22 protein-coding genes are annotated in these 24,712 nt (G+C 42.2%); 4 read left to right on the top strand and 18 right to left on the bottom strand.

Annotation, left to right across the window (positions count from 1 at the left end):
- Positions 1 to 2: 2 nt before the first annotated feature.
- The 5 genes from DFP80_RS04235 to DFP80_RS04215 all read right to left on the bottom strand — a co-directional run bounded on the left by DFP80_RS04235 (position 3) and on the right by DFP80_RS04215 (position 4,066).
- Positions 3 to 827: a DUF2797 domain-containing protein gene (locus DFP80_RS04235; protein WP_113915577.1), complete on the bottom strand. Its 825-nt coding sequence runs from the start codon at positions 825 to 827 to the stop codon at positions 3 to 5.
- Entirely contained in the window at positions 827 to 1,108 is a 282-nt protein-coding gene (locus DFP80_RS04230) for a YeaC family protein (RefSeq protein WP_113915576.1), read from the bottom strand. The genes DFP80_RS04235 and DFP80_RS04230 overlap by 1 nt, the downstream gene beginning before the upstream one ends.
- Before the next feature lie 76 nt (positions 1,109 to 1,184).
- On the bottom strand, positions 1,185 to 2,054 hold the full coding sequence (locus DFP80_RS04225) for a rhomboid family intramembrane serine protease (RefSeq protein WP_113915575.1): 870 nt from the start codon (positions 2,052 to 2,054) through the stop codon (positions 1,185 to 1,187).
- Positions 2,055 to 2,113: 59 nt separating this feature from the next.
- Entirely contained in the window at positions 2,114 to 2,995 is an 882-nt protein-coding gene (locus tag DFP80_RS04220) for an NAD(+) kinase (protein WP_012069864.1), read from the bottom strand.
- A gap of 132 nt (positions 2,996 to 3,127) precedes the next feature.
- A complete protein-coding gene (locus tag DFP80_RS04215) occupies positions 3,128 to 4,066 on the bottom strand; it encodes a 1-aminocyclopropane-1-carboxylate deaminase/D-cysteine desulfhydrase (RefSeq protein WP_113915574.1) in 939 nt (312 codons plus the stop codon).
- Positions 4,067 to 4,216: 150 nt separating this feature from the next.
- Here DFP80_RS04215 and ydiJ point away from each other — a divergent pair, with 150 nt between their 5' ends.
- From ydiJ to DFP80_RS04200, 3 genes are all read left to right on the top strand, one after another.
- Positions 4,217 to 7,291, top strand: coding sequence for a D-2-hydroxyglutarate dehydrogenase YdiJ (gene ydiJ / locus DFP80_RS04210; protein WP_113915573.1), 3,075 nt, complete (start codon positions 4,217 to 4,219; stop codon positions 7,289 to 7,291).
- Positions 7,292 to 7,384: 93 nt separating this feature from the next.
- Positions 7,385 to 8,125: a spermidine synthase gene (locus DFP80_RS04205; protein WP_113915572.1), complete on the top strand. Its 741-nt coding sequence runs from the start codon at positions 7,385 to 7,387 to the stop codon at positions 8,123 to 8,125.
- Between the two features lie 184 nt (positions 8,126 to 8,309).
- The gene (locus DFP80_RS04200; RefSeq protein ID WP_113915571.1) at positions 8,310 to 9,365 is read left to right on the top strand and encodes an extracellular solute-binding protein; all 1,056 of its coding nucleotides are present in this window, start codon (positions 8,310 to 8,312) and stop codon (positions 9,363 to 9,365) included.
- An 81-nt stretch (positions 9,366 to 9,446) separates the two neighbouring features.
- Here DFP80_RS04200 and DFP80_RS04195 read toward each other — a convergent pair whose 3' ends face one another.
- The 5 genes from DFP80_RS04195 to DFP80_RS04175 all read right to left on the bottom strand — a co-directional run bounded on the left by DFP80_RS04195 (position 9,447) and on the right by DFP80_RS04175 (position 16,708).
- Entirely contained in the window at positions 9,447 to 10,541 is a 1,095-nt protein-coding gene (locus tag DFP80_RS04195) for an alpha-hydroxy acid oxidase (RefSeq protein WP_113915570.1), read from the bottom strand.
- Positions 10,542 to 11,225 carry a Fe2+-dependent dioxygenase gene (locus DFP80_RS04190; RefSeq protein WP_113915569.1) on the bottom strand — a complete coding sequence of 228 codons (684 nt, stop codon included), beginning with the start codon at positions 11,223 to 11,225 and terminating at the stop codon, positions 10,542 to 10,544. It lies immediately after the preceding gene.
- Positions 11,226 to 11,308: 83 nt separating this feature from the next.
- The gene (locus DFP80_RS04185; protein WP_113915568.1) at positions 11,309 to 13,576 is read right to left on the bottom strand and encodes a TonB-dependent receptor; all 2,268 of its coding nucleotides are present in this window, start codon (positions 13,574 to 13,576) and stop codon (positions 11,309 to 11,311) included.
- 233 nt (positions 13,577 to 13,809) lie between these two features.
- Positions 13,810 to 15,453: a phosphoglucomutase (alpha-D-glucose-1,6-bisphosphate-dependent) gene (gene pgm, locus DFP80_RS04180; RefSeq protein ID WP_113915567.1), complete on the bottom strand. Its 1,644-nt coding sequence runs from the start codon at positions 15,451 to 15,453 to the stop codon at positions 13,810 to 13,812.
- A gap of 130 nt (positions 15,454 to 15,583) precedes the next feature.
- Complete coding sequence (locus DFP80_RS04175) at positions 15,584 to 16,708, bottom strand: beta-ketoacyl-ACP synthase III (protein WP_113915566.1); 1,125 nt, start codon at positions 16,706 to 16,708, stop codon at positions 15,584 to 15,586.
- Between the two features lie 276 nt (positions 16,709 to 16,984).
- Between DFP80_RS04175 and DFP80_RS04170 the strand changes: the two genes are divergently transcribed.
- Positions 16,985 to 18,130, top strand: a complete 1,146-nt coding sequence (locus tag DFP80_RS04170; RefSeq protein WP_113915565.1) for a patatin-like phospholipase family protein — start codon at positions 16,985 to 16,987, stop codon at positions 18,128 to 18,130.
- Here DFP80_RS04170 and murI read toward each other — a convergent pair whose 3' ends face one another.
- The 8 genes from murI to DFP80_RS04130 are packed head-to-tail and all read right to left on the bottom strand — an operon-like array spanning position 18,131 to position 24,709.
- Positions 18,131 to 18,943, bottom strand: coding sequence for a glutamate racemase (gene murI, locus DFP80_RS04165; RefSeq protein WP_113915564.1), 813 nt, complete (start codon positions 18,941 to 18,943; stop codon positions 18,131 to 18,133).
- Positions 18,940 to 20,013 (bottom strand): UDP-N-acetylmuramate dehydrogenase, encoded by a 1,074-nt coding sequence (murB, locus tag DFP80_RS04160; RefSeq protein ID WP_113915563.1) that lies wholly within the window; start codon positions 20,011 to 20,013, stop codon positions 18,940 to 18,942. The genes murI and murB overlap by 4 nt, the downstream gene beginning before the upstream one ends.
- Before the next feature lie 8 nt (positions 20,014 to 20,021).
- Positions 20,022 to 20,498 (bottom strand): low molecular weight protein-tyrosine-phosphatase, encoded by a 477-nt coding sequence (locus DFP80_RS04155; protein ID WP_113915562.1) that lies wholly within the window; start codon positions 20,496 to 20,498, stop codon positions 20,022 to 20,024.
- Positions 20,495 to 20,692, bottom strand: coding sequence for a Trm112 family protein (locus DFP80_RS04150; RefSeq protein ID WP_113915561.1), 198 nt, complete (start codon positions 20,690 to 20,692; stop codon positions 20,495 to 20,497). Before DFP80_RS04150 ends, DFP80_RS04155 begins: the two co-directional genes overlap by 4 nt.
- Positions 20,685 to 21,722: a tetraacyldisaccharide 4'-kinase gene (gene lpxK / locus DFP80_RS04145; protein ID WP_113915560.1), complete on the bottom strand. Its 1,038-nt coding sequence runs from the start codon at positions 21,720 to 21,722 to the stop codon at positions 20,685 to 20,687. Before lpxK ends, DFP80_RS04150 begins: the two co-directional genes overlap by 8 nt.
- A complete protein-coding gene (locus DFP80_RS04140) occupies positions 21,719 to 22,141 on the bottom strand; it encodes an ExbD/TolR family protein (protein WP_113915559.1) in 423 nt (140 codons plus the stop codon). The genes lpxK and DFP80_RS04140 overlap by 4 nt, the downstream gene beginning before the upstream one ends.
- A complete protein-coding gene (locus DFP80_RS04135) occupies positions 22,138 to 22,764 on the bottom strand; it encodes a MotA/TolQ/ExbB proton channel family protein (RefSeq protein WP_113915558.1) in 627 nt (208 codons plus the stop codon). The genes DFP80_RS04140 and DFP80_RS04135 overlap by 4 nt, the downstream gene beginning before the upstream one ends.
- 13 nt (positions 22,765 to 22,777) lie before the next feature.
- Complete coding sequence (locus tag DFP80_RS04130) at positions 22,778 to 24,709, bottom strand: ComEC/Rec2 family competence protein (protein WP_113915557.1); 1,932 nt, start codon at positions 24,707 to 24,709, stop codon at positions 22,778 to 22,780.
- Positions 24,710 to 24,712: the final 3 nt, after the last annotated feature.

Raw genomic sequence — 24,712 nt, 5'->3', positions numbered from 1 at the left:
TCCTAAAATGTCAATGTCGCTTGGTAACCTGTGTATTTACGAATGTTTATCACGCCAGTATCTAACATCCAATATTGACCTTTAATTCCCATCAAAGTACCTTCGATCAGTGGCGTTTTTTCTGCATTAAGGCTGGTCACTTTGGTTGGGTATTCTAACACTGGGTAGGTAAATTCATGAGTTTCATTTTCATCGGACAAATCGGTAATGGACTGCAAACCAAACTCATGCTGCAAGGAGTCCAGTCCTTCATAAAGTCGATCAATTAAACGCTCTTGCTCATATTCAAGGTCCATCTCGATTGATGATCCTTTGAGCATATTACGCCAATTGGTTTTATCCGCCACTTGGGTTTTAAATAAAGTTTCAACTAGACCTGACATTCTACGATTTTGTACCCGAAACAAGGCTCGCGCCTGAGTGGCGCCTTGGTCAATCCATCGAGTAGGCAATTGATCGCCACGAGTAATGCCGACTTTTAAGGCTGATGAATTGGCCAAATAAACATAATGACTTTGCATGCAATACTGCTCGGCCCACTCAGGCTCCCGACAGGTCCCCAGATGAAAGTGGCACTTTTCTGGGCTCATAATACAAGTGTCACAAGCGGCCAACTTTCGAAAGCAGTTAAAGCAAAACCCTTGGCTAAACGATTTTTTAGTCGCCTTGCCGCAATTAACACAAAAAATCCTTCCATCAAGATGCAAAGAGACTTTTTTACCCAGCAAATCATTAACCAGCACACGATCATTTTCTAGATTCAGATGGTAATAGACTTGGCCACCTTCAACCTCAGTCAACATTTTTTTTAGGCTGCCCTGCAACATCAAGCTTGTCCCTCAGGACCATCGCCAACCCATTTAATGGTGTCTTGTTCTTTGGCTGGGTCTTTCTTTTCGACGTTTTTGTGGCCAGTAGTATCGATATAGCCAACGCGGTCTTTTTCTTCTTTGTTGCTGTAGTCGTAAGTAATGACAGCTTGTAGACACAGCTCTGTTTGCTCTGCTGTCAATCTAACACCATTGGGCCATTTACCAAGCTCTACCGCTTGTTTCAGCCTGACATAAACTTCAGGCGACATATTGTCGATCATTTCTTTAAAATTCATTTTTGTATCTCCCCGCGCTTAAGCAGGCTGCTGTTAAAATCTGATAAGAAAACTATAAGGCACACACCGTGTGCAACTAACTCTGACGGTATTTGGTCACGAGCCAGTAAATAACACCCAGCACCAACCCTGAAAGCAAGCCAATGGTATGGGCTGTATTGGCAATACTACCAAGTCCTAATATTTCGGGAAAAGGCGTGTAACCTATACCTAACCAAACGACAAAGAACACCATCAACGGCTTACTGATGAGGGTCGGCCACCGCTTGTTTAATATTGGCAAAAGCCATGCAAAGCCAATAAAACCATAGACCACACCGGATAAACCACCAAATAAAGGGTAGCCGCTTATTTGATACTGTAAAACATTGCTCAATACAGCAGTGATGACCACACCAAAAACCCAAACAACAGGCCCTAGTATTCGTTCTAATTTGCCGCCAATATCCCAGATCCATAGGGTATTAAAGGCAATATGGATCACACTAAAATGCAATAATGCTGGAGTGAAAAATCGCCAATATTCACCTTTAGAAAAGACTTCTGCTAAATCATAAAAGTATATATGACCATTTTTGATATCAAATGGACTAATGGCAAAGTAGCCAACTGTTTTGATGTCTGCGCCAAGTTGAGTAATGACTGCCACCAGTAAGGTTAACAACAATAAGATTGATGTAGCTGGTGAGCGTCTTAGCTGAGAAAGGATTCCACCGCTAGAGTTTGCTCTAACAACAGGCGCGGCTTGGGCTTGTTGCAACAAAGCCGGATCATCTTTCCAAATGTTCATAAGCTGTTCAACAGCTGGCAATTGGCTGGGGTCCAAAAGCCACAATTCATTGTGACCATTTTCAAAAATAATTTGATGTGCCACTTTATGGTGCCACAAGGCTTCGGTTAACCCTTTAGGGTCTTCTGTTTCTTTGAACTGATAAACAAAATACATGGAACCCCTAAAGAGGATATATTTATAAAATAATTAAAACTTAACCAAACCCCGCCATATTAAGGGCGGTAACTGGATTGCCAGCCTAGCTTGTCACGACACACGTTATAGAAATCATGATTTTTGGGGTGTATTAATCGGATGCCACCGGCTTTTTTAGTAATGTGAATCTCATCCCCCGGTGCCGCTGTAATATTAAGCTGACCATCGCAACTGACGCTTGGATAAGTTAGATTTGACTCACATACTACAATACGGATTCTGGCATTAGCATCAATCACGATAGGTCGATTACTTAACGTATGTGGATGCATAGGCACCAAAACTAAGGCATCTAGTTTAGGCAGCATAATCGGGCCACCAGCAGACAGAGCGTAGGCGGTTGAACCGGTTGGCGTAGCTACAATTAACCCGTCGGATTTTTGGTTCATTACAAACTGATCATCTATAAATAGATCAAATCGAATCATTCGAGCAGACTTGCCAGGATGAAGAACCAAATCATTGAGTGCAATCCCCTCACCACTAGGGCGATTTTGGCGTTTGATTTTTGCTTCAATCATAAAGCGCTTTTCTTCATGGTATTCGCCACGAAAAATAGGGTCTAGTTCTTCTTGAAGGTTGTGTGGAGAAATATCCGTTAGAAAACCCAGCGTACCTCGGTTAATACCTAATACAGGAATGTCATAATTACATATTGCTCTGGCAGCACCAAGGAAACTACCATCGCCCCCCACTACCATAACCATATCACAGTGGTCACCTAACTCTTTTAATGCCGATGATGCAACTTTAACGCCCGGCATCATAGTCGCCAATTGATCTTCAAGTACTGGCGCAATGTCTTTTTCCTGAAGATACTCCATCAGCTTCTTAACCGTATCAAGAATCTGAGGTTTATCTAATCGAGCAATAATACCAACACGCCTAAAAAGACTCATGTGTCATTCTCTTCCCGTCTGTCGATGTAAATAAATCAACCCACTAAGTTAGTTTCACGGTTTTTATTTTTTGCATGGGTTTTACATAAGTTGCGCAACTTTAACATGAAGACGACAGCTATCGCCATCTCGTTAAGAGCACGCATAGGGATTAGTATCTTTTGAATATCCTCGCCAGCCTTGCAACCCCCCTGTATGGATAAATAGTGTACGGCGATACGGCCAAGCGCCCTTTTTCATCGCACCTAGAACAGCAAACATGCTTTTACAGGTATAAACAGGGTCAAGTGGGTGATTCGGGTTGTTGTGGGCAAACTCTTTCATAAAGGCTTTTAATAATGGGCTTTGTTTAGCGTACCCACCTTCGTGACAATCGGAATAAAAAAACAATTTTGCATCAAGTTGCTCTTTCGACATGGACTCACCTGCCAACTCACCTGCCAAAGTTGAAATTAATACTCTTTGATTAGGCTCGCCTTTTAAGGCACTGAACACATGTAAATGCGGCGCTTTAACATTAGATAGTATCCCTGCGGCAGTAGTCCCTGTTCCAGACGACACAACCCATGCATCGTACTCTTCATCAATAGTGCTAATATCATTTGCCCAATCATGACAGCCCATAGCACCAAGCACACCGCCACCTCCTTCTGGAATCCAGTAAACATTGCCATAACACTGGTTTATCTCACTCACTATTTGAGCATCCATTCCAAATCGATAATCGGCTCTTGATGAAGGCCATAACTCAACACCATCTTCTACCACATCTCTTAATGTCGGCGTTAATTGAGGTTGTAACTCACCTCGAACGATTGCGATTGCTTTAAATGGCATACTTTTAAGCGTTGCTCCAAAAGCATGTAGATGATTTGAAAACGGCCCACCAAAGGTCCCGATGACAGATGCCCCTTGGCTTTCAGCTTGCTTGAGATGATGTTGTAACTTATGCCATTTATTCCCAGGAGCATTAGGGTGCTCAAGGTCTCCACGATAAATATCTAACTTATATTGAATATTGAACGGTTGCAGACAAGCTGACGGTAAGGTAATTGGCTGAATAAAAGACACAAATAGACCCAGTGGCAAAAAATAGAGAGACGCTGCATAGTAACATGAGTTTTTAGAGTGTTATCACACACTTTTTTCAACTTAGAAAAATCACTCCAATAAGCGTTTCTTTGTTAAAATCTACGTACTCATCATTTGTGGAGATGGAATATGATTCCAAAGCTTTCTGAAGTTTCGCCGATTCAGGCTAAATACCTTCATTTTATCGAGCAATTGAAAGCTTCAGGTTTTTCAGGAGACACTTCCCCTGACTATGCCAACCGCGTGGTTTTATCAACTGACAACTCTATTTATCAAGTATTACCTCAAGGGATTATTTTCCCAAAGAATACGCAAGATATTCAATTATTGGCCGAACTATCCAATCAAGAAAAATTTAACGATATTGTGTTAAGTCCAAGAGGCGGTGGTACTGGTACCAACGGTCAATCATTAACCGGCGGCTTAGTGATTGATTTATCTAAGCACATGAACCGCATATTGGAAATCAACGCCAAAGAAGGTTGGGCTCGTGTCGAAGCTGGCGTGGTAAAAGATCAACTTAATAAAGCGATTCAATCTCACGGCTTATTTTTTGCACCTGAACTGTCTACCAGCAACCGAGCTACCATTGGCGGTATGATCAATACCGACGCCAGCGGACAAGGCTCGGTAATGTACGGAAAAACCCGCGACCATGTGCTTTCTCTCAAAACCGTCTTATTAGATGGGCATCTCCTAGAATCCTCCCCTATTGATGACGAGACTCTTACTGACATCCAAAGCGGCAGCGATTATTCTGCTAATGCTCACCGGGTTGTCGATACTATTCAAAAAAACAAAGCTCAAGAAATTACAGACACTTTCCCTGAATTAAACCGCTGCCTAACTGGTTATGACTTAGCCCACATTCGCACAGAAACTGGCCAATTCAATATAAACTCAGTGCTTTGCGGATCAGAAGGGACGTTAGGCTTTATTGTAGAGGCAAAAGTAAACCTTCTGCCTATTCCAGCCTATGCTGCATTAGTCAATATTCGTTACGACAGCTTTGAAGATTCCCTTCGTCATGCTCGTGAGCTACTTACGGCTAAGCCAACATCGATCGAAACAGTCGACTCTAAAGTTCTCGGGCTCGCTAAAGGCGACATTATTTGGAACTCTGTATCTGAATTTTTCCCAGAAAACATAGGGGAAAATATTCAAGGCATTAACCTAGTCGAATACACAGGTAATGATGAACGAGAAGTTGCCGATAAAATTAAGATCCTAACCGATAAGCTAGATGCCTTAGCCAAACAAGGCGGTAGTAGCGCTCTTGGTTATACCATTGCTATGGGACACGACAGCGTCAACAAACTTTGGGCGATGCGCAAGAAGTCTGTTGGCTTGTTAGGCAACGCTAAGGGTGAAAAACGCCCGATTCCCTTCGTAGAAGATACCGCGGTGCCGCCAGAAAATCTTGCCGACTATATTATGGAATTTCGCGCTGTGCTAGACAGCTACAATGTGGAATATGGCATGTTCGGTCATGTGGATGCCGGTGTATTGCATGTTCGCCCTGCGCTTGACCTTAAAGATGAATCACAAGAACCTATGATCCGAGAGATCACCGACAAGGTAGTCGCACTCACCACAAAATATAATGGCTTACTGTGGGGCGAACATGGCAAAGGCGTCCGCTCTGAATACGCGCCAGCTTTTTTCGGTGAGCTGTATTCAAGCATTCAACAAGTGAAAGGTGCTTTTGACCCAAGAAACCAATTAAACCCTGGGAAAATTGCCACCCCATTTGAACTCGGTGCAGATTTATTAAAAATCGATGAGGTGCCGCTGCGTGGTCAATTTGATCGCCAGATTCCACTTCAAAACCGTGACCAGTTTCAAGAAGGCATGTATTGCAACGGCAACGGTGCATGTTATAACTACGATCCAAATGATGCCATGTGCCCTTCTTGGAAAGGCACACGAGATCGCCGTCACTCACCAAAAGGGCGTGCCTCTTTAATGCGCGAATGGCTGCGCGGAATGAGCCAACAAGGCATTGATACCGTGAAAGCAAGCAAAGACGCCAAAGACAGCAACTTTTTTTTCAACTTCTTGCCGAGGCTTAAAAACACGCTAGCGAAACGTCGCGGAGACTATGATTTCTCCAACGAAGTCCACGAATCTATGATGGGCTGCTTGGCCTGTAAATCTTGCCTAGGACAGTGCCCAATAAAAGTTGATGTACCAGATTTCAGAGCAAAATTCTTGGAACTTTACTACAGCCGCTATCTTCGACCAGCCAAAGATTACTTGATCGGCTCGTTAGAGTTTATGATGCCCACCATGGCGATATTGCCGCAGCCTTACAATTGGTTAGTAAGCCGTCGTTGGGTTAATCACTTTAGCAGTAAATATATAGGCCTGACTGATAACCCAGCACTGAGCAAGCTCAACCTAAAAAAAGAAATGTCTCGCCGTGGTATTCGTTTAGCTACACCATTAGCCATTGAAGCCCTAAGTCCAAAAGACAGAACCCGCGCTGTCATTGTTGTGCAAGATGCTTTCACTAGTTATTTTGAAACCGAGCTAGTACTGGATACTATGGAAACACTCAGTCGTTTAGGTTTCCAAGCTTACCTTGCGCCTTATATGCCTAATGGCAAGCCGTTGCATGTACATGGCTTCATTAAGGCTTTTAATCGCACCGCACGTAAAAACTTAGACATGCTTCAAAGTTTGGCTTTCTACGGCTTACCCTTTATAGGTATTGACCCTTCGATGACACTAACCTACCGAGCGGAGTACACCAAAGCCTTTAGCGATTCTCGACAAATCCCTAACATCCATTTGATGCAAGAGTGGCTAATAAAAAAAAGCGAACACCTTACTAAGCAACCTTTAATGTGTGACAGCTCAACTTATCACTTAATGACCCACTGCACAGAAAAAACGAATGCTGCAGCATCTATTAAAGATTGGCAAAAGGTCTACAGTATTCTTGGTCTTGAGCTAAAAGTCGAAAACGTAGGTTGCTGTGGTATGGCTGGAACCTATGGCCATGAAACGGTAAATAAAGAGAACTCTAAAACAATTTATGCCTTGTCATGGAAAGAAAAAGTAACGGATCCAGGGTTACTCGGAAAATTAGTAGCAACTGGCTACTCTTGTCGCAGCCAGACAAAGCGTTTTGATGATGTTGCCATCCCCCACCCAGTTCAGGCACTTTTGAAACATCTCAGAGAAGCACGGGTAGATTAATACATACTCTTAATCGAGTATCATGAAGAAGGCTCGGAATTCCGAGCCTTCTCTTTTATATAATTCAGCTATTTTATTTTTAAAAGGGACACTATGAGTCACCAAAATTTACTACATGACAGCGCCGATGAGCTTGGCCCTATTCGCATTTTTGATGATGGCCAATATCGCATTCTGTCTTTTGCTGAAGGTGACGAACAGAGCAGAATTCGCCTTTCCACGCCTCATATACTGCAACACGAATACACTCAAGCTATGATGTTGCCTTTATTATTTTGCTCTCCAAAACGAGCCTGTATATTGGGACTTGGTGGTGGCACCTTATTGAGTGCTCTTCATCATACCGTGCCTGCTATTCACCTAACTGCAGTTGAATTGCGTCAAGAAGTAATGGATGCAGCGCAAATGTATTTTAAACTGCCGACAGGCAAACGCATCAATTTAGATGTTGCCAATGCCATCGATTACATGGCAGAAGGACTGCCTAAAAAAGTTGATTTACTGATGACGGATCTTTATAACACACAAGGAATGGATCGCTCTGTTCTCCAAGCAAGCTTTATTGAAAATTGCGCGAAAAATATTAAAGAAGATGGTTGGCTGGCATTAAATTGCTGGATAGACCAAAAAACCAACCATGATCTCACCGCTATTATCAAACAGCATTTTAACGATGTTCGAGCATTGGATACAGGAAGCGGTAACTGGGTAGTCATTGCAGGTAAATCAAGAAACCACAATAACGCTAAAGAGCTCAAGGCCAGCGCGCAAAAGCTCAGCGATAAAATGGGATTTCAGTTAACAAAATGGCTTTCTCGTTTATCTGGCATTTAGTAAGGATATTTAAGTAGTTTTAGCCTTAATTTCACCGTATTTATAAAATAAACCGCCTTAGTGAGCGAAACGACTATTGAATACAAATAGTTTTCATTTAGAATTATCTAAGTGAATTGATGTCATCAGTCAATGCTCACATCAATTAATTTTATTTTAAAGATTAACGGCACTTAATATTAATATGAAACAAATTAAACGCACCTCTCGCTTCTGCGCTCCTGCTATAACAACTTTAGGAACAGCATTATTAACAGCTTTCCCCTCTATTTCATTTGCTAGTGGTGAAGTAAATATTTATTCAGCCCGAAAAGAAGCACTTATTGCACCAGCACTGGATGCCTACTCAAAAAAATACCGAGTCAATGTCAACCTTATTACTGGTGATGCTGACATGTTGTTAAATAAACTCAAGGCCGAAGGCGACGCAAGTCCTGCTGACATTTTCATTACCGTGGATGCTGGACGACTTTATCGTGCAAAAGAAGCAGGTGTATTAAGAGCCTTTGAAACGGATACATTAGATGAAGCAGTCCCTGCCCACCTAAAAGACCCCGAAGGTTATTGGTATGGCTTATCACAGCGAGCAAGAATCATTTTTTACAACCCTAAAAAAGTGACCAAAGAAGAGTTATCTACTTATGAAGACCTAGCGGATTCAAAATGGAAGGGCCGCTTATGCACTCGATCTTCTTCTAATATTTATAATCAATCTCTGGTTGCCTCTATGATAGCGGCGAACGGCCAAGAAAAAACCTTAGAGTGGATCAAAGGATTTGTTAGCAATTTATCTCGTCCTCCTTTTGGTGGCGATACCGATTTACTTAATGCGGTATCTGTCGGCGTCTGTGATATTACCCTGGCTAATTCGTACTACTACGGCCGACTTGGACAAAGTAGTGACGCGAAAGAACGTGAAATTTATAATAAAGTTGCGTTATTTTGGCCCAATCAAGGTGAAAACGAGCGCGGAGCCCATGTAAATGTGAGTGGTATTGCTATGACGGCATCTGCATCCAATGTACGTAACGCTCGTCGCTTAGTTGACTTCCTAACAAATGAGGAAAGCCAAACTTGGTATGCTCAAGCGAATACCGAATACCCTGTCGTTGAAGGAATAGCGCCACCTAAAAGCTTACAACCATTTGGCGAATTTAAAGCAGACACTTTGTCACTAAATGTGTTGGGTGAAAACAATAGATTGGCCGTAGAGTTAATGAATAAGGGTGGCTGGAAGTAAGACCATCGCTCTTTCCAATAGTGCGATAAAAATGCCAGCTACCTTAATAAGGAAGCTGGCATTTAATTCATTCACTTTAAACTAGCGACGCTTGTACAGGGACACAGGAGAAATGTCTTCAATTGTGGCCGCCCCAGCTAACGCCATGGCAACCTCTAATTCTTCTCGAAGAATACGCAACATATGCGCAACCCCTGCTGCTCCCGCAACAGCCAATGCATAAATCTGTGGCCTCCCAATCAAAACAGCATTAGCACCGAGTGCAACAGCCTTAAAAACATCGGTTCCACGCTGTATACCACCATCCATTAAGAGCGTAAAACTCTCTCCTACCGCTTGACGAATATCGGGTAAAACTTCAATCGCACTTGGCACACAGTCTAATGTTCGACCACCATGATTTGATACAACCACACCTTTTGCCCCTATAGACTTAGCTTTAATTGCATCAGAAGGATGTAAAATACCTTTTACAACTACCGGTAATTCAGTTTGTTTTATTAGCCAAGCGATGTCTTCCCAAGTTGGGGCTTCGCTCATCATACCTTGAAAAACAATACTTTGATCCGGTGTAAAAGAGTTAGAGGGTAACGGAGGGCGATTAGCAAGATTAATAGCCGTAATCCCTTCTGGTAAAGTAAAATGTGCTCTTTGTGCACGATTACGGATTCCGTGAATGGCCGAATCTACAGTGACAACAAGAGCGGTATAACCTGACTGCTCCGCTCGACGAACAAGTTCTAAATTGAAGCCTCGATCCAATTGCCAATACAACTGAAACCATTTTGGGCTAGATAGGCACTCAGATATACCCTCAATAGAATGGCTAGCCAAGGTACTTACCATCATTCCCACATCTAAAGCGCTTGCGGCTCTTGCCGTAGCAATTTCACCTTCTTGATGCACCATGGTTTGAAAGGCAACTGGCGCTAGCATAATAGGCGAGCGCCAAAGTTCGCCAAGTACGGTTGTCGCGGTCGTGCCTTGAGTGACGTCGTTTAGCACTCTAGGCCACAGTTGAATCGCGTTAAGCGCGGAGTGATTTTGCTTGAGCGTCAGCTCATCGCCACCACCACCATAAATATATTCATAAATTGAATGAGGTAATACTTCTTTTGCAAGCCGCTGATAGTCAGCGACACAAAGAACGTCATTTGGAATAGTCGAAGCTGTCATTTAAGTATCTACATGTAGTCGAATTAAACGGTGGTATAAAGCACTTAAACTAACCACTTGAGGGTTATCTAAACCGTGCTCAGTGCCTAACACCTGAATGTTTTGATCAAGATCGAATAAAATCTCACGTTGTTCATGATCTCTCACCATGCTTTCAATCCATAGAAAACTGGCAAGTCGCTGGCCTTTTGTTACAGGTAATACTTGATGCAAACTGGTAGAAGGATATAAAACCATATCACCTGCCTGTAATTTTATCTGATGCTCACCATAGGTATCTTTAATGCAAAGTTCACCACCTTCGTATTCACTCGGGTCATTCAAAAATATGGTTGCCGATAAATCAGTTCGAAGGCGAACTGGCGTTCCAGGAATAATGCGAATGGCATTATCAACATGCCAACCATAATGGCCATTGTTTTGATAACAATTAAACATAGGAGGGGATATTTTCAGAGGTAACGCCGCTGAAAAAAATTTAGCCGCTTCGGATAATACTTGCAATATATGCTCGCCTAATTGTTGAGCTAATTTTCCTTCCGGGTTCAGCTGTAGATTTTGTTTAACATGAACCGATTGCTCGCCAGCACTATTTAAACCACTTTCCCAATCGGCGGACTGCAAATGCTCTCGGTATTGTTTGAGCTCATGCTCAGATAATACCTTAGGAATCGTGATGACCATACTTCCTCTCACTAGAAACAGATAAACACAATTAGGATCACTCCTAATTGTGTTTATGGTTAGAGCTTATAATTATAAAGTTATTAAAACTTATATTTTGCTGTCACGCTAGCAGAGCGACCGGCACCAAGATAAGCAATACTGCCGCCACGATAAATGGCTGTATAGTACTCTTTATCCGTTAAGTTTTGTACGTTAGCCTGAATATCGAAATTCTTGTTCACTTGGTAGGTCGCAAAAACATCGTAAACAGTATATGCAGGAGTCTTAATTACATTAGTATCCAATGACCCTTCATCAGGCTGTCCACCAAGCATTTCGCTAGAATGAGTGGCAATGGCGCCAAATGCAAAAGCAGGCGTGAATTGATACTTCAGTTGGACATTAAAACTTTGTTCTGCAAAGTTTGCTTTTGCGCCACCTACGCGGTTAGGGTATGAGATAGCACCGCCACGACCTGTACTTGCATGAGTCCCATCCCAGTAAGATTTCAGTGTTTCAGAATCCATAATCGCTAAACCAGCCTGACCACTTAATTTCTCAGTAAGATTACCAGACAAGCCTAACTCAACACCGCGAACTCTGTTCTCGCCAGTATTAAACGTTCCGCCAGAATTATATGAATCAACTCCTGATTCAATAACATCACTTTTAGTAATCTGAAACAAAGCTGCAGTGAGTAGCAACTTGTGATTCATTAAGTTCCATTTTGTGCCCAACTCTAAATTCGTTGAGGTTTCTGGTTTAGCAACCTTATAATTGCCATTTGCGTCGCTACACAAGCCGCCATAGCCACAACTTGTTCCTGCGTCAATTTCACCGCCATTAATATTGGAGGAAGTCGACCAAGTAGCGTACACATTACCATGCTCCCATGGAGAGTAGACAGCACCTAAATGCCCATTCCAAACACCATCTGAATATTGATATTTTGTACTATTGTCAATATCATTCAATTTGTAATCAAAATAGTCATAACGAGCACCACCGTGAACTTCCCAATCATCAGATAAGGTTACTGTATCCATTAAATAAACAGAAAGAGTTTCAAGCGTCAATTTGCTAGAAGCTGAGTTTCTAGTCACTGTCCCCTGAAACAAATTGTTATCTGCATTATATGGATCATCAAGAGTAGCGCTATTTGTTGAATTATAGTCGTGATCACCAATCTTAGTTTGTTCATTTGCATACTCAACACCAGTAACGATAGTGTTGCGCTTACCAAATAAATCCGTATCCCAGATAAAATTCGTCTGGTTTCCAAGATATTTATTTTCTTGCCAAGCATCGAAATTACGCAGGTTTGTAATTACACCTCTAGACCACCCACTTTGATAAGCAGAGACAACATAGTCATTTTTTGTCTCACCATAACGAGTTTTGTTTTCTACTTGTAAGTCATCGGTAAGATAAGCACTCACTTTTATCGTTGCGACATCCGCTTCACTTTTTTTGAAATCTAGCCCTTTTTGACCAACATAATCATACTTATTAAATGATTCTGTTGTACGATTAAAAGCATGTCCAACATCTTCTTTATCATCGCCTCGGAAATAGTAATAATCAGCATTAATGGCAACATCCGCATTTGGCTCATAAACACCAGATAATAAGAACCCTTTATGCTCAATCCCTGCTGGTGCACGATTTGGGACATCAGCCTCTGAATACAACGCGTTAAAGCGTACAGCGACTTCATCATTAATCGCCTTGTTTGTATCAAGGGTATATCGTTGCTTATTATCCGTTCCAAGTGTACCGCTAATAATAGAGAAATCTTCATCATAAGAAGGCTTTTTAGTTACAGAGTTAACCGCACCGCCGGTAGTACCACGGCCACCAAATGTTGAACTTGGGCCTTTAGAAATTTCTACTTGCTCAAGGGCAAAGGTCTCACGAGAAATCAAACCTGGCTCACGTAAACCATCGGTATAAACATCGCTACGCGCTTCATAACCACGAATAATGTAACGATCACCAAAAGAGTTACCGCCCTCACCTGTTCCCAAAGTAATACCTGGTTGGGCGCTCAAAATACTCTCTAGATCTGTTTTACCAGACTCTTCAATCGCATCTTTTGTTAATACGGTAATCGTTTTTGGTGTCTCTGCGATATCACGGGTGTATTTAGAGTCAGACATTTTTTTAGCTTTATATGGCGCACCTTGCTCACCATAAGGGTTCGCATCACTCGCCAGCTCTGTCTCTTCTATCACTAGGGTATTTAGATCCGCTTCTTCCGCTCTTACTTGACTCGATAATGCAGCGGAAACAGCAATAGCGATTCCTGTTAGCATTAAAGGGTGGCGACAAGTATTTTCTAATAAACTACTGCTTACATTTTTATTCACGTTAAGAAACCTTAATTAAATACAACTTACAAAGTTAGTAGGAATGGTGTAAATGATTTCGGTTATTATTTACATTTATAGCTAGCAGTCAACACTCTCTCTCAAATTAATGTAAAGAAAATGTAGGAAAACCTACATTTCATCATTATTCGCAGATTATTAGCAGGGATTGAGGTTCGTAGAAACAAAAATGCCGCTAGCATAAGCGGCATTTTTTATAGAAATGGAGGGGGTTATGAATTGAGAACGTGGTCAACTAAGCTCTTAGCTTCTTTTTCTAACTCAACAAGATGATCTTCTGAAACAAAGCTCTCTAAATAAATTTTATAGACATTTTCCGTGCCCGATGGCCTAGCAGCAAACCAACCATTTTCGGTAGAGACTTTTAGTCCCCCAATGGCAGCACCATTCCCCGGAGCATGAGTTAATACAGACACAATTGCTTCACCTGCTAATTCTGTTTGCGTCACGTCTTTTGCGTCTAACGCACCGAGCAATGCTTTTTGTGCTGATGTTGCAGTTACATCAATACGTTTATAGAAAGGTTTTCCATACTTTACAACTTGAGCCTCATAAAACGCCTGTGGATCCTTACCTGTTACCGCCAGAATCTCTGCGGCAAGCAAGGCCATAATGAAGCCGTCTTTATCAGTCGTCCAAACGCTCGCATCTTTACGTAAGAACGACGCCCCTGCACTTTCTTCACCGCCAAATGCCATCGAACCCTTGCATAAACCTTCTACGTACCATTTGAATCCAACCGGCACCTCGCAAAGTTTACGACCAAGCCCTGCAACTACGCGGTCAATCATGCCACTGGAAACCAGCGTCTTACCAAACTGAATATCTTGTGGCCACTGTTTTCTGTGTTGCGACAAATATTCGATCGCCACCGCTAAATATGCATTTGGATTCATTAACCCAAACCGAGCACAAACAATTCCATGTCGATCATAATCAGGATCATTACCTACTGCGATGTCAAAGTCATCTTTTAAAGTCAACAGTCCCCGCATTGAATAGGGTGATGAACAGTCCATACGAATACGGCCATCTTTATCTCTCGGTACAAAACGGAAAGTGGGGTCCACTTCGCTATTCACCACAGTAATGTCCAATCCGTACTTTTTTGCAATGGGCTGCCAGTAGTGAATACCTGAACCGCCCATAGGGTCAACACCAATACGAATCTTCGCATCGGCGATGGCTTTCATATCTATGACATTTTCAAGATCGTCTACATAATGATTAATATAATCAAAAGGTTCAATTAAGCCACTAGCGCCCGCTTCCTCTGGAGTAAAAACATTAACTCCTTCCAGATCGACTTCTAGTAATGCGTTCGCCCTTTTCGCCACCCAATCGGTAATGTCTTTATCTGCTGGGCCACCTTTGCTGGAATTGTATTTAATACCACCGTCTTCCGGAGGGTTATGAGATGGCGTAATAACAATACCATCGCTCATATCCAATTCTGTTTTGTTATGCGTTAGCACAGCATGGGAAATAACAGGCGTAGGAGTGTAGCCACCATTTAATTGAACACGAACCCGCACACCATTTGCTGTGAGCACGCTCACTGTTGTTTGAAAAGCCGCCTCGGACAAGGCATGAGTATCTTTACCCAAGTACAAAGGGCCAGTTACCTTATGGGCTTGGCGGTACTCAGCAATGGCTTGCGCTATCGCCCGTATATGATTTTCATTGAAGCTGTTTAACAAGGCGCTACCACGGTGGCCTGACGTTCCAAAACTAACTCGTTCGTCTGGATGAGTTGTCACGCGGGGCTTTCTTAAATAATAAGCCGACATAAGCTCTGGTAGGTTCACTAGTAAATCGTGAGAAGCAAGCTGCCCTGCTTGAGGATGAATTGCCATATTAAAAATGCCCTATTAAGTCATGAATACTGGTCTAATTAGTCTCCCTTATAATCACACCAGTTTCAATGACTTAACTTGGCTATTACTGAACTTAGACAATTTGCTCCGGATTGCAAACAATAAGTAATTAACGCTTACGAAGAATTAAACTGCCGATAGAGTAACCCGCGCCAAATGAGCAAATTACACCGATATCACCAGCCGACAAATCATCATGATACTTCGCAAAGGCGATAATAGAGCCTGCTGAAGCCGTATTTGCGTATTCATCAAGAACTACCGGCGCTTCTTCAATCGTGGCATCACGACCTAACAAGCGCTTACTGATTAATAAATTCATATTGATATTAGCTTGGTGTAGCCACCAACGCTTTAAATCTTCCACCTGGATGCCTTGGCTATTCAAATGACTTTCAATGTGCTCCGCCGCCATTGGACAAACTTCTTTAAAAACTTTTCGACCATTTTGATGGAATAGCATATCGTCCGAATAAGGGTCTTGATCAGTTACACGCGTCGTATAACCAAAATTAGAGCGAATATTATTAGAGTATGAGGTAATGCATTTAGTGCTTAATACATCGAAAGAATGAGCTGATTGGCACGTCTCGCTGTTTTCAACTACTACGGCGGTTGCTACATCTCCAAAGATAAAATGCGAATCCCTATCCATATAATTCACTTGAGGTGATGTGAGTTCAGGATTGATCACCAGAACCCCTTTTGAGGAGCCTGCTTTTATTGCATCAACGGCCCGTTGAAGGCCAAAGGTAGCAGCAGAGCAAGCAACCAGCATATCAAAGCCAAAACCTTCAATTCCAAGAGCCGACTGCACTTCAATGGCAATAGCAGGATAAGACCGCTGCGTATAAGCACAAGACACAATTACCATATCTATATCATTAGCGTTTTTATTTGCCGCCGTGAGTGCTTTCTTAGCAGCGGCAATCGCCATTTCAGCCTGATCAGAAAGCTCATCATCTCTACGCACTTCAAGTACGGGACGCATACGATTGATGTCTAACGCCCCTTCTTTTGAATAAATATACCGGCTTTTTATGCCTGATGCTTTTTCGATAAAAGCCGCACTTGAAAGCGGCTTGGCCTCTATCTCGCCTTCCGCTATGGCATCAGAGTTTTTGGCGTTAAATTGATCAGCCCAGGCGTTATAACTGTCTACTAATTCTTCATTAGTAATACTGTGTATTGGAGTCCATAGACCAACTCCGCTAATGACAACAGAAGCATTCATGGAATTATCCTTTTTTTATTATTCGAAAAATATTTACGTGTTTCTTGTGTATCGACTGTTTTAAAGAGTATAGATGGAATTGTGGAATAGATTGCCTATACAGTCCACCATTAGTAATAACTAAGGCATAACATTATCCAAAATACTTATATCAAGTCATGGATTTTTTGAGCAAATAGATCATACTTCCCAATAAGTGACTAATTGTTTTAATAGAAAAAACCCGTAGCTATGAGATACATTGAGCGATGAACATCTCAAAATAAGCGAGCTTTTATGAACAATAATAACGCATTAATTTTATCTGGTGGTGGAGCCCGTGCGGCCTACCAAGTAGGTGTGTTATCAGCAATGGGAAAAATTCTTCCCAAACACTCACCCTTACCCTTCCCTATATTGTGCGGCACTTCAGCCGGTGCATTAAATGCCACCATGCTTGCTTCTTATGCCGACAATTTCTCTAAAGCAGTGTCGTCTCTTGCGTTTGTTTGGCGTCATTTAACCCCCGACCAAATTTACACGATCGGTCGATGGCCTGTGGCAAGCTCCCTAACCAAAACCTTGTTATCCTTATTTCATCTCCACAAGCAAAATAGTTCCATTGCCCTGATGGATAACACGCCATTAAAAGAACTATTAACGAATCATTTAGACTTTTCGAAAATTGGCGATGCAATCGACAAGCAGCAACTCAAAGCTTTGGCGATTACAGCTATGAGCTACAGTACAGGAGAGTCTACCACTTTTTTTCAAGGCGCCTTAGATTTACAACCTTGGCAAGGAAACAGACGTAAAGGGGTAAAAACCGCTTTAAATGTTGATCATCTTCTAGCTTCCAGTGCTATTCCGACGATATTTCCAGCCCATAATATACATAATCATTATTATGGCGATGGCGCAATACGTCAAAAATCAGCGATTTATCCAGCACTTAAACTAGGTGCAGATAAATTATTCATCATTGGGGTAAGCGGTAACCGAAGCGCACAAAAATGGGCAACACAGGAAAAAGACATCAATAGCGGTGCGCCAAGTATGGCACAAATTCTGGGTCAACTATTAAACAGTGCGTTTATCGATAATCTAGAAGATGACATCTACCAGTTAGAAATAATGAATCGGCTAATACGAGATTTACCAAAAGACAAACAAGCCAATCACCTGAATCTTCCAACAGAGACATTAATCATATCTCCTTCTGAAGAACTCAATGAAATAGCCCACCATTACATAACCACATTACCTAAGAATATTCGGGTATTACTAAAAGCAGCTGGAGGCTCAACAAGAGACAAAATTAGTTCCGCGGCAAGTTACTTACTTTTTACGCCCCAGTATTGTCGAGCTTTGATAGAATTAGGTTATAAAGACGCTATGTGGGAAAAAGATCGAATTATCACTTTCTTTGAGAGCAGAAAATGATCAATAAATCGATACGTGTCTTCGATCTTTAATCGCGTCCGAAGATGTTACCCATGACAACAGACGTTGCATATTGTCAAAGCCAAGGGAGCTGCAAAGTTCTATACTACCTTGCTCCTTTATACCTATCTTAAGTAGTTGGCACATATCATCTGGATAAGACTCGGAGAGGCGACGAATCACCTGGGCTACCACACCTTCACTAGGCTCAATAATCTCGCATTCATTCTTAAGGATTTGTTCAAACAAATATTTCACCAGAGGATAATGAGTGCAAGCCAACACCAAGGTATCGATATTTTGTGCCAGCATCTCCTTGCATAGCTGCCGAATGGTTCGCCTCACCTTTTCTTCGCTCTCAGGCCAAGCATCAATATCAAAAGCCAAAGTTGAGCTAGACATAATAGAAACATGGCTGTCAGCCTTCCACAAATCTATCAATTGGTTAAGTCTAGTACTATCTGCTGTTACGGGTGTTGCTAACACGGCCACTCGGCGCTTTTTACTAAGTCGAAAAGCGGGTTTTACAGCAGGCTCAACACCAATAACGGGCAGCGAAGTACTGGCTCGAAGCACATCGATCGCTGCGACAGTGGCGGTGTTGCAAGCCACGACAATGGCACCAACCTTTTCATTTTCAAAAAAACGTCCAACCTTAATCAGCCGTTCTTGTAATTGTTCAACACTTTTATTGCCATACGGCGCAAAAGCATCATCAGCCAAATACACCAAATCAAGGTAAGGGTGCTTTTGATATATAGCATTCAAAATGGTCACCCCCCCTGCTCCCGAGTCCATTACACCGACTTTCAATGCTGGCCCCCCACATTAAGAGGCAATTGAACAGGTTCACGCTCCAGTTGGACACCATATTGATCTAAAATAGATTGTTTAATTTGAGTTTCTAGTTCCAACAAAGGTGCTGCATTCGTTTCTAAATAATTTACTAACACCAACGCTTGCTTTTCATACACTCCAACGCCCTTGTATTGCTTACCTTTCCATCCAGCTTGGTCGATTAACCAGCCAGCTGCCAACTTAAAGCCTTCTTCAACTGGGAAAGATACCAAACTAGGAAAGCGCTCTTTCAGCTTTTTATGTTGAACCTGACTCACTATGGGATTTTTGAAGAAACTGCCGGAGTTTGCTAACACGACCGGATCTGGTAGTTTGTCACTTCTAACACGACATACGGTATCAAACACAGCTTGAAGGGTTGGCTTTCCTTCAATTCGTTCAGACAAACCGCCATAGCTCAATAATAGTTCAGATTGTTTTTTCAGTGACAACTCAATCGAGGTGATGAGCAACCTATCCTTCCATTGGCCTTTAAAATAGCTATCTCGATAACCGAAGCCGCAGTCTTTGGCGTTTATCCAATACACGTCGCTAGTGTTTTTATTAATAACTTGAACTCGAGCTAAAGTATTTTGTATTTCAACACCATAAGCACCAATATTTTGAACCGGTGCCGCACCTGCTGTGCCCGGAATTAAGGCAAGATTTTCAATACCATACCAACCTTGGGTCACAGCATATTCAACTACCTGATGCCAGTTTTCACCTGCAGCAACCGTCAAACTTACAAGGTTGCCTGAGTGCTCCCTTGCGCCAATACCAGCTAATCGATTGATAATAACAAGACCAGAGATATCGGCCGAAATAAGCAGGTTACTACCGCCGCCAATCATGGTAACTGTTTGTTGAAAACGCTTTGCCCAAGCCAATAACGCTTTTAAAGAATCTAAAGTATCTGCTATAGCAAAATATTCGGCACAGTAATCAAAACGAAAGGTATTGTAAGTGGCTAGGGAAACATTTTTTTCAATAGCACCTTCAATTCGCTGTACAAAAGCATCTTCGGTATTAAATCGCATTTTCATTGTCTGGCTTAAACTTCTCTATTGGAATGCAAGTGATAAACGAATGCTTCAGCAACCTCTGTAAGGTGTGTTCTCATTTCAGCAAATCCTTTCTCACCGCCATAATAAGGGTCCGCCACTTCACCAAATGTAACTTGGTAATCAAATTCACCAAACATAACTAGTGTCGCCTTGCTGTTTTCGGGTTGAATTTTTTTGAGGTTGAAGAGGTTTTCTCGGTCCATAGCAAGAATCCAATCAAACTGATTGAAGTCATCTTTAGTAACTTGACGAGCTTTTTGACGACTTATATCAATGCCGACTTGATGCAGAGCTTTAATCGATCGTGCATCAGGTGAATTACCGACGTGATCAGCCGCAGTTCCAGCAGAATCAAGTTCTAAAAAAACACCTTGCTTGGCTGCAATACTTTCTAAAATACCTTGTGCTGCCGGTGATCGACAAATGTTACCTAAGCATACCGTCAGCACGCTATAAGATTTCATTTTGCAGAACCAGACTCTAAGCGTTCGTCAGCCGTTAAAGTTCGTGCTTCTGTTTCTAATAGAACCGGGATGCCGTCGCGAACTGGATACGCCATGCCGCCTACTTTGCTAATCAATTCAGTTCCATCTTTATTTAACGTTAAAGAAGCTTTAGTTACAGGACAAACAAGGATATCAAGTAAGGTTTTATTCATGGTAATGATCCATTTTTATAAGATTAAGTTTTTCTAACAATGCTTGCTGAAAGCTTTCAGGCAGTTCGACAGACACGGCTAAATACCAAACATTTGAATTTGATAATTGAAGGGACTGACATTTTACGGCATCTTTCTCTGTCATCACCACAGCACCATTTGACGGCACATCCTTTGCTTCAAACGCATGGTGATCCGCAAACCAGTGCTGAGTCGTATTTTTTTGTTGCAACCCTAATTGCTCTAGCGTGGCAACAAAACGTTCGGGGTTACCAATTCCCGCCATAATATGCCAGTGTGACTCATTGGAAAAAGCATATTGGCAACTGAGAGCCGTTCCACCATCGAGTGAAAAGAGCTCAGTGGGCACGAGCGGAGCAAGTGTTATTGGTAAATTTAAAGCTCCAAGTGAGTCGGTCATTTTTTCAGAAATACTCACAACAAAGTCCACTTCAGCCAATCGCTCAAGGGGCTCTCTCAGTGGACCGACAGGTAACAAATGCCCATTACCCACACCACGATTTGCATCCAGCATGGCAATCTCGATGTCTCTATTAAGCTGATAATGCTGCATACCATCATCACTCAATACAACATTGACATCGGTTGTGCTAAGTAGAAACTTTACCGCCTCATCTCTTTTAGGAAAAACTACCATTGGGCAAGCCGATCGACGAGCTAGCATCACAGGCTCATCACCCACATCCTTTGGTAAGCTATTTGGAGTTACGTGCGTTGGCGTTTCAATTTTTGCGCCATGACCACGTGAAACTATCCCAGGGCGATAGCCATTTGCCGTTAACAATTTACATAGAGCAATAACCATTGGTGACTTTCCTGTTCCACCAACGCTAATATTTCCCACAATAATTACGGGAACTGGAGCTTTGTATGACAATTCGGGGGACGCTAAAAACTTGCTTCTTTTAGCCAGCACCGCTTTTTTTATCAAAGGGTGTAAGGGGCGAAAGACATTTGTCCAACCGAAATCACCATACCATGACCTTGTAAATAATGACTCTATACTCACTGGACTGGCTCTTTCTGTGCAGTATGAGCAAGTTTAGTAATGCCAAGACTTGCAGCCGCGTCATAGACCCTTAACACCATATCGTAAGAAGCTTTTGCATCAGCAGTAATAATAAGCGGTCGGGTGTAATCCCCATCGGTCACTTCTTTTAAACCTTGAACCAAGGTGCTCACTTTCTCATTAATCAGCGTCTGGCCATTGATAACATACTGACCATCTGCCGTAATAATTAGCTCAACATTTTTAGAGCGATCTGAGCTTGGGGCATTTGACGTAGCGGTTGGCAAATCAATCGTCAACTCAGTACTCTGATTAAACGTTGTGCTAACCATGAAAAAAATGAGCAACAAGAAGACGACGTCGATCAGCGGCGTTAGATTGATCTGCACGTCATCTATTTTCTGACGGCGAAACTTCACTGTGCCACTCCTGTCTTATCACGATCGCCGTGTAATGAATCAATTAGCTTAGTAGATTGCTGCTCCATAGTAACAACCAATTCATCAATTTTACGGCTAAAGAAACGGTGGAAAATCAAGGCCGGAATGGCGACGCCAAGGCCTGCTGCGGTGGTAAGCAAGGCTTCAGAAATACCGCCAGCAAGCAAAGAGGTATTGCCAGCCCCGCTTTCCATCAGTACAGAAAACACTTTTATCATACCCACTACAGTACCAAGCAAACCAAGCAATGGTGAAATCGCTGCGATAGTTCCAAGCGTGTTCATGAAACGTTCTAATTCATGAATGACATGGCTCGCCGCTTCTTGGACGCTCTCTTTCATTGTGCTCCGACCGTGCTTGGAATTTAATAGTCCTGCCGCAAAAATAGAAGCCAGCCCTGTTTTAGCCTGCATTGAGCGAATGTATTCAATAGTCATTCTGTCATCGCGCAATCTCATCATAACATCGGATAATAGACCTTTTGGCGCCACTGCCGCTTTGCGAAGCGTCCAAAAACGCTCAATAATAATAGCCAGCGTAAGGATGGAACACGCCATTAACGGCCACATGAAAAAACCACCAGTTTGAATAAAGGCTAACACTTCGCTCTCCAATTTAAGTTTGCAGGTAATTTAACACACTCTCTAACTTTTCTACACGTTTGCAAGTGTCAGATTTTAAGAGAAAAAATGAATATATACAGGACGAGTGGCGCAGCAAAACATGATTGTTTTGAAAATGAAAAGCCAGTGATTCACCATTAGGAATAACTAACCAATCTACATTCAGTGCCTCAAGCATCGTCGTTGTTTGTAGTGGCACTTCTCGCTTTAACATAATCCACTTAATATCGTGGTCTAAAAGACTTTGCGCCGTAAGATCTTTTATATCGTGGGGCGCTAACATATAGGCGTGCTGCCGATCCACGTCCAAGTAGGAGCCAAACATCAATCGAGAAAAATCTGCTCCTGCCCATGATTCATCTATTAAAATCTTACTTCGATCCGAGATAATAAGTTTATTGCTTCTATTCATCAGCATTACATCTGCACTTGATGTTCCAACCAGCATAGGCAAAAACAGCACACACCAAATACCAATCGCACTGAAAACACCTCTTTTGAGTGGGCTCTGAAACACCCAATAGCCAATCAACAGCAGCATTATCCAGCGAGGAAGGCTAGACGTAAAGGATTCAAAAAACAGCAAGGGTATTTGAAAAGCGGTCCACTCAACAGACATAATTATATAGTAAAGCACCGCATCTAATAATTGATAGCTGTATGCAGACCCAATAAGTAGTGCCTCCGCGCAAGACAGCAATGCAATTGGAAACCATAAGAATGCAGCAAACGGAATGAGCACAACATTCACTAAAATGGAGGCACTTGAAATAGCTTCTTGCCAGCCAAGTATTAACACCATAGATGCTGTGCTCAACATGATTTGCACCATAAAAAGCCGTGGCAGTTTAGTGGATGTTTGACAGTAGCCAATGAGTAAATACACCATGCTAAAGGACAACCACAACCCAGGACTAAGTACTGCTCTAGGGTTAGCCAAAAGTACCAGCCACAAAGCAAGAGTGATAATGCCATAAGGAGAGGCTTTTATTGCCAACATACGAGCGCACAAGTAAACGCTCAGCATAATGGATGCCCTCACCACAGGCTCTCCCCAGTTTGTTATATAGGCGTACATAAATAATAAGGGCATAATAACAAACACATCACATTGCCAACGTGTTAGGCCTGACAGTATGATTTTATTAGGCAACAACTGCCACACAGCTTTGCTCAACAAACACCCTATCGCAAACATAAAACCAGTATGCAACCCTGAAACAACAAACAAATGAGCTAAGCCAAGAGTACGGATGATCCAAGTATCTCGTTCACTCCATAAATCATCCTGGCCTAGTAACAAAGCCTTAGAAAAACGCCAAGAATGGAAGGAGCCAAATACTTCATCAAGTTTATTGAACAGCTGATCTCTGAGCGAAAAGTGATTTTCACCGATGCCATGTAAGCCTTCGTTGAGGAATCTAATGTTCAGCTGTGCGGCATGCTTTTTTATATAAAGCTGTTTTAACCACCAAGGACCCTGTTTATCTGGCAATAAGATGCTTGTTATTTCACCTCGCTGTACAGAGTGCAACCTAGCAGAATAGCTTATGGAGTCGTCACATACGGTGAGGAAAAAGTTATCAATGGTCTTTCTTTGCCCCGTATTACTGACATAGACAATACTAACTAAACCTTCAGGCAAAGAGTGATTCTTTGATTGTTCATTTTTTTCATAAATTAACAGTCGTTTTTCAAAATCAACCCACACTAAATACCCGGTCTGTAGCGGCAAGGGCGACGTCGGTAAAAACTCACTATTGATGACAAAAATAAGCGAGAGAAGTGTTAAAAACAGAACAATTAAACGCTTTGAGCATATTAGGTAGAGACACGTTAGAATGATATGAGTAGAATACACCCACAAATAATCGCTCGGCACCAATATGGCGCCCATCAATATGGACAAACTACTTAGTAACATAAG

Origin of the sequence: Marinomonas rhizomae (genome assembly GCF_003315485.1) — a bacterium.
GTDB classification, from domain to species: domain Bacteria; phylum Pseudomonadota; class Gammaproteobacteria; order Pseudomonadales; family Marinomonadaceae; genus Marinomonas; species Marinomonas rhizomae.
The sequence above is the reverse complement of the archived record's forward strand: the minus strand, read 5'-3'. Positions and strand labels throughout refer to the sequence as shown.

What these genes read in the sequence shown, in the direction of transcription:
- DFP80_RS04150 (WP_113915561.1), bottom strand. Translation starts at nt 20,692, where the DNA reads ATGAATAAAACCTTACTTGATATCCTTGTTTGTCCTGTAACTAAAGCT.
- murB (WP_113915563.1), bottom strand. Translation starts at nt 20,013, where the DNA reads ATGAAAATGCGATTTAATACCGAAGATGCTTTTGTACAGCGAATTGAA.
- DFP80_RS04175 (WP_113915566.1), bottom strand. Translation starts at nt 16,708, where the DNA reads ATGAATGCTTCTGTTGTCATTAGCGGAGTTGGTCTATGGACTCCAATA.
- pgm (WP_113915567.1), bottom strand. Translation starts at nt 15,453, where the DNA reads ATGGCAATTCATCCTCAAGCAGGGCAGCTTGCTTCTCACGATTTACTA.
- DFP80_RS04190 (WP_113915569.1), bottom strand. Translation starts at nt 11,225, where the DNA reads ATGGTCATCACGATTCCTAAGGTATTATCTGAGCATGAGCTCAAACAA.
- DFP80_RS04230 (WP_113915576.1), bottom strand. Translation starts at nt 1,108, where the DNA reads ATGAATTTTAAAGAAATGATCGACAATATGTCGCCTGAAGTTTATGTC.
- ydiJ (WP_113915573.1), top strand. Translation starts at nt 4,217, where the DNA reads ATGATTCCAAAGCTTTCTGAAGTTTCGCCGATTCAGGCTAAATACCTT.
- DFP80_RS04225 (WP_113915575.1), bottom strand. Translation starts at nt 2,054, where the DNA reads ATGTATTTTGTTTATCAGTTCAAAGAAACAGAAGACCCTAAAGGGTTA.
- DFP80_RS04205 (WP_113915572.1), top strand. Translation starts at nt 7,385, where the DNA reads ATGAGTCACCAAAATTTACTACATGACAGCGCCGATGAGCTTGGCCCT.
- DFP80_RS04195 (WP_113915570.1), bottom strand. Translation starts at nt 10,541, where the DNA reads ATGACAGCTTCGACTATTCCAAATGACGTTCTTTGTGTCGCTGACTAT.
- DFP80_RS04130 (WP_113915557.1), bottom strand. Translation starts at nt 24,709, where the DNA reads ATGTTACTAAGTAGTTTGTCCATATTGATGGGCGCCATATTGGTGCCG.
- DFP80_RS04200 (WP_113915571.1), top strand. Translation starts at nt 8,310, where the DNA reads ATGAAACAAATTAAACGCACCTCTCGCTTCTGCGCTCCTGCTATAACA.
- DFP80_RS04155 (WP_113915562.1), bottom strand. Translation starts at nt 20,498, where the DNA reads ATGAAATCTTATAGCGTGCTGACGGTATGCTTAGGTAACATTTGTCGA.
- DFP80_RS04235 (WP_113915577.1), bottom strand. Translation starts at nt 827, where the DNA reads ATGTTGCAGGGCAGCCTAAAAAAAATGTTGACTGAGGTTGAAGGTGGC.
- DFP80_RS04220 (WP_012069864.1), bottom strand. Translation starts at nt 2,995, where the DNA reads ATGAGTCTTTTTAGGCGTGTTGGTATTATTGCTCGATTAGATAAACCT.
- DFP80_RS04170 (WP_113915565.1), top strand. Translation starts at nt 16,985, where the DNA reads ATGAACAATAATAACGCATTAATTTTATCTGGTGGTGGAGCCCGTGCG.